We start from the raw sequence: 4437 nt of genomic DNA, 5'->3' as shown, positions 1-4437 counted from the left end.
ATTATTTTATGTATAATATGCGAATAGTAGTATAATTGGTTAGAAGAAATTAAATGACATAAATAGTCATTTTCTATAATGTTGTTATTAATTACGCTATTTATAGTCTAATTTACTTGTTTTAACTACTTTTGGTATTGATATTTAATAGATTAATTCTGTTTGTTTATAATTTGATTGTATGTGATTATGGTAGATATAGAAACATATATTAGAAATTCATTCTCCTTAGAAATGAAGACTAAGTTCTCAATTGATGAGAATGAAAAGTTTAGTGAGTTTGATATTAATTCATGGATTTTTATTCCAAATAGCTTAGATATAAATTCTTCTACATATTCTAAGAATCAATTTTATTCAGATGTGAAGTCAAAAGTGAGGTTTATCACGCCGATTTATCGATTGGAGGAGATTGTCAACAAAGGTGCTATACCGTATAATAATCTTCGAGCTGCAATGCTTGCGTTATGTCAAACGTTAGATATTGAAAAGAAGGAAGGTAATCTTTACGAGTATGAGTTTCAGTTGAAAATGTTTATGGCTATCTTTAGAAGTGCTATACGGGACTTTATTAGTGAAGTAAAACAAGCTAACGATCTTAATCTTATGAAAGAGAAAGTTCAGTTGTTTATTGATAGCATTGAAGAAATTCGCACAAAATTTCGTCAACTAAGAGATATTATCTCCTATAGACAAGAAGAAGAACAAGTTTATAACTATTTTAATTTTAGCGATGAGTTTTTATCATATGCTATACTTCAGCATTCATTTTTATTGCTTAATTACTTAGAAGCGAGTTTTAAAAACCAGTTCTCTGACCTTATAATTTATCTAAAGGATTTAATCCTTACAGAGAAGGAGTATATGGCTAAGAATGGCTATGTTGACTTAATACAGGGTGATAAAGAGAATAATCAGAAAGTTATTTATAGGCATTTGATGCTTAATAAGTACATAGAATCCGATTTAATACTAAACTCCACAAAGAAGAGAGATGGTGATGGGGTATTAGTTCAGCAAATTTACTATAGTTTGGCTGCAGGAACATCGATGATATTTGCTACTATTGTTGCTTTTTCTTTCCAGCAGAAATACGGGAATTTTACTATGCCTTTGTTTGTAGCGTTGGTTATATCTTATATTCTAAAGGACAGGATAAAGGAGTTAATGCGCTTTTATTTTGCAGGTAAGCTTGGTGGAAAGTACTTTGATCACAAAACGGCAATTAGTATCAAGGATGAGAAAGTGGGATGGATCAAAGAGGCTGTTGACTTTATAACGGACGATAAGGTACCTGAGGAGGTATTGAATATACGCAGTCGTTCGGCTCTCTTGGAAGTTGAAAATAAGATACACAACGAAAAAATTATCCTGTATAGAAAGAAAGTAAGGTTGGATAATATAAATGCAATGAAAGAAGAAACGTATTCTTTTGAAGGAATCAATGACATTGTGAATTTTAATATAACTCGTATTGCCCAACGTATGGATAATCCTCATATTACGGGTTATACATTAAGTGAGCTTAGTTCAAAAGGTCAAGTAGAAATGGTCTTAGCGGATAAAGTCTACTATCTTAATGTGATTGTACAGTTTAAGAACCTGGATCAGGTTGCTTATAGAAGGTTTAGAATGTTAGTGCAGCGAACAGGTATTCAGAAAATTGAAGAACTACCTATTGAAGTTGATTGAAAATCCTGTTTAATAGAATGAGTTGTTATCTTAAGATACTATAGAATTAATACAAGTGCTCCAGCAAAAATGAGTGTGCCTCCAAGTATTGTTTTTAGATCCATTGGTTCTTTTAAGAAAATAAAAGAGATAATCATGACAAATACAATGCTTAATTTATCTATTGGAGCGACCTTTGAAACTTCTCCTGTTTCTAATGCTTTGAAGTAGAATATCCACGATAACCCTGTGGCTAATCCAGAGGCGATTAAGAAGTATAAGTTTTGTTTGGATAATTCTTTAAAGCTTTTGAGTTCAGTTGTAAATAATACAATACCCCAGGCAAGAAAGAGAACCACTGTAGTTCGAATTGCGGTTGCAATATTGCCATTGACTCCCTTTACACCTAATTTAGATAATATAGCCGTTAAGGCAGCAAAAATAGCAGATAATAAAGCATAGTACTTCCACATAAGAATGTTTTTAAGTGGTAAAGTTAGTTTATAGTAGAGAATTAGAAAAAAGAAAAGATGCTAAATATAGAAGTATAGCATCTTTGTCTCTTTTTTACTTTATGTAATTAATTTGTTTTGAATCTAATTTTTGTTCTCCACTATATCTGTAGCAAACTAAACTGCCTTCTTTAGCTACGCTGTAATCTAAGCAACAGCTATTTTCACTTAGTATTCTCGCTCGTTGGTTTGCTTGTAATTTCATCCAATAATGACCAAAGAAAACGGGCTTATCTTCTTTGCTGTAAAAGTTAATCTTCGAGCTGTCAAAATCATCTGCAGGCAGATCTCTAATTGGTAATGCACTTATAGCTTGATAGGTTGATTCGGCAGGTATTTGCCACCATTTAATTCGAAATTCAGTTCTTAGAACTCCGTCTTTATCAATAAAAGTTTGGTTTTTAGGGAGGGTAATTTCTTTTCCCTTTAATGTTTCATATACAGCTTTGTGTAACTCGGTGCCTTCTAAGCTTGATTCTTCAAGTAGGTCTGTAGTAAGGCAATTATTTGTCAGTTGGCTTTTAAGATATTCTATGTTTTCTGTATCCCAACAAGCGTGTACAGCTCGGAAAGAATCATTCTCATAAAAGAGTGGTAGAGTCTTGAACCAATCTATATACATTTTATACAATTGTGGATATTGCATAAAGGCAGCCATAGTGATTGCGTGTTGATTAAAGTTCTTTTTGCTGTGTTCTCGTAGATATGTACCTTGTGAAGATAACGTATTGTAGCAAATAGCATTGTACTCGTGATTTCCCATTAATGCAATGGCATTGCCGCTCTCTACCATATTCTTTACTATTTCTAATACTTCTACCACATTAACTCCTCGATCTATATAATCTCCTAAAAAGAGAACTTTTCTTTCAGGATGTTGATAGGTGTTGTTTTTTATTGAATATCCAAGAGCGGATAGGAGTTTTTTTAAATCGTTGCTATGTCCATGTATATCTCCAATTATATCGAAGTTATTAAAGTTTTGAGGAATAGAATTATTCATGTTGCAATATTTGATTTTGGTATGTTATATTCTAAATTTAGTGAAATTTATAATACAAAGAATGATTTTATAGAAAAAACCTATGCATTGAGCATATTTGGGAGAGAGGTAATTTTTAAATGCAATAGCATGCAGTTGATTAATAAGCTAAAAGTTAAAGGTCAATAGCTTTTATCCTAATCAGTACTTGGTAGTTTGTTGTAAAATAAAAAAACCACCTTTAAAAGGTGGTTTAGTTAAGATTTATTGTTTAGCTAAATCTTTCATTTCTTTCTCGATCATATCATAGAATTGATCAATTTTCGGTAATAGAACAATTCTTGTTCTTCTATTTCTTGCTTTGTTATCGTTTGAATCGTTCTCTACTAGAGGTTGGTATTCTCCACGTCCAGCAGCAACTAATCTTTCAGGTGCGATATTAAAGTCTTTTTGTAAAACTTGAACAATAGAAGCAGCACGCTTAACACTCAAGTCCCAGTTGTCACGCATATTAGCGTTCTTAATTGGCACATTATCAGTGTGCCCTTCTACCATTACTTCGAACTCAGGTTTGCTTTGTGCGATTTTAGCTACTTTTGCCAAAACGTTTTTAGCATTTGTATTTACATCCCAACTTGCTGTTTTGAATAATAATTTATCCGCAATTGAAATATAAACAACTCCTTTTTCTACGTTCACTTGGATATCTGGATCATCAAATCCAACTTCTTTCTTAACACTTCTAACTAATGCTAATGTCACAGAATCTTTTTTCGTGATAGCATCTTGTAAACGAGAGATTTTAAGATCTTTCTCTTTTAAACTCTCTAATGATTTTTCAAGATTTTCTGCTCCTTTAGAAGATAACATTGTCAAGTTACCAACATTGCTAATTAAGTCAGATGTATTCTTTTTTAAATAATCTACTTGGTTAGCTAAAGCTTGTTTTTCAGCAATAGTTGAATTTAACTTAACTGTACAAGTATTTAACAAATCTTGTATTTCTTTGTTCTTAGCTTCTAAATCTGCGATTTTTTGTTGTGTACCACAAGAAGTTAAACCTAAAGCAACAACAGATAAACCTAAAATTACTTTTTTCATAATTAAACTGATTGAATTTCGTACCAAATATATCAAATTGTATGCAATTATTGATATAACGCTCAGTTAATTTGCATTAAAATTATTTAATATACTTTTTTCTATTAGAAATAAAATACTGCCAAACAATTGATGAAACTTGGTAATATGATTTAATAGGGGAGTTAGCAC

Annotated in this window: 4 protein-coding genes; 1 reads left to right on the top strand and 3 read right to left on the bottom strand. The window is 31.5% G+C overall.

The window, feature by feature from the left end:
• Nucleotides 1-189: 189 nt before the first annotated feature.
• Nucleotides 190-1692, top strand: a complete 1503-nt coding sequence (locus GOQ24_RS12510) for a hypothetical protein (RefSeq protein WP_155092421.1) — start codon at nt 190-192, stop codon at nt 1690-1692.
• A gap of 38 nt (nt 1693-1730) precedes the next feature.
• Here the strand turns inward: GOQ24_RS12510 and GOQ24_RS12505 are convergent, their stop codons facing one another.
• The 3 genes from GOQ24_RS12505 to GOQ24_RS12495 all read right to left on the bottom strand — a co-directional run bounded on the left by GOQ24_RS12505 (nt 1731) and on the right by GOQ24_RS12495 (nt 4266).
• Nucleotides 1731-2144, bottom strand: a complete 414-nt coding sequence (locus tag GOQ24_RS12505) for an EamA family transporter (protein WP_155092422.1) — start codon at nt 2142-2144, stop codon at nt 1731-1733.
• A 94-nt stretch (nt 2145-2238) separates the two neighbouring features.
• The gene (locus GOQ24_RS12500; RefSeq protein ID WP_155092423.1) at nt 2239-3186 is read right to left on the bottom strand and encodes a metallophosphoesterase; all 948 of its coding nucleotides are present in this window, start codon (nt 3184-3186) and stop codon (nt 2239-2241) included.
• A gap of 243 nt (nt 3187-3429) precedes the next feature.
• Nucleotides 3430-4266 (bottom strand): flagellar motor protein MotB, encoded by an 837-nt coding sequence (locus tag GOQ24_RS12495; protein ID WP_155092424.1) that lies wholly within the window; start codon nt 4264-4266, stop codon nt 3430-3432.
• Nucleotides 4267-4437: the final 171 nt, after the last annotated feature.

It is taken from the genome of Myroides sp. LoEW2-1 (genome assembly GCF_009767705.1).
In the GTDB taxonomy this organism is placed as follows: Bacteria; Bacteroidota; Bacteroidia; order Flavobacteriales; family Flavobacteriaceae; genus Flavobacterium; species Flavobacterium album_A.
This window is presented reverse-complemented; position numbering and strand designations above follow the sequence as displayed.

Coding starts and splice junctions, on each gene's coding strand:
- GOQ24_RS12510 (WP_155092421.1), top strand. CDS start 190: ATGGTAGATATAGAAACATATATTAGAAATTCATTCTCCTTAGAAATG.
- GOQ24_RS12505 (WP_155092422.1), bottom strand. CDS start 2,144: ATGTGGAAGTACTATGCTTTATTATCTGCTATTTTTGCTGCCTTAACG.
- GOQ24_RS12500 (WP_155092423.1), bottom strand. CDS start 3,186: ATGAATAATTCTATTCCTCAAAACTTTAATAACTTCGATATAATTGGA.
- GOQ24_RS12495 (WP_155092424.1), bottom strand. CDS start 4,266: ATGAAAAAAGTAATTTTAGGTTTATCTGTTGTTGCTTTAGGTTTAACT.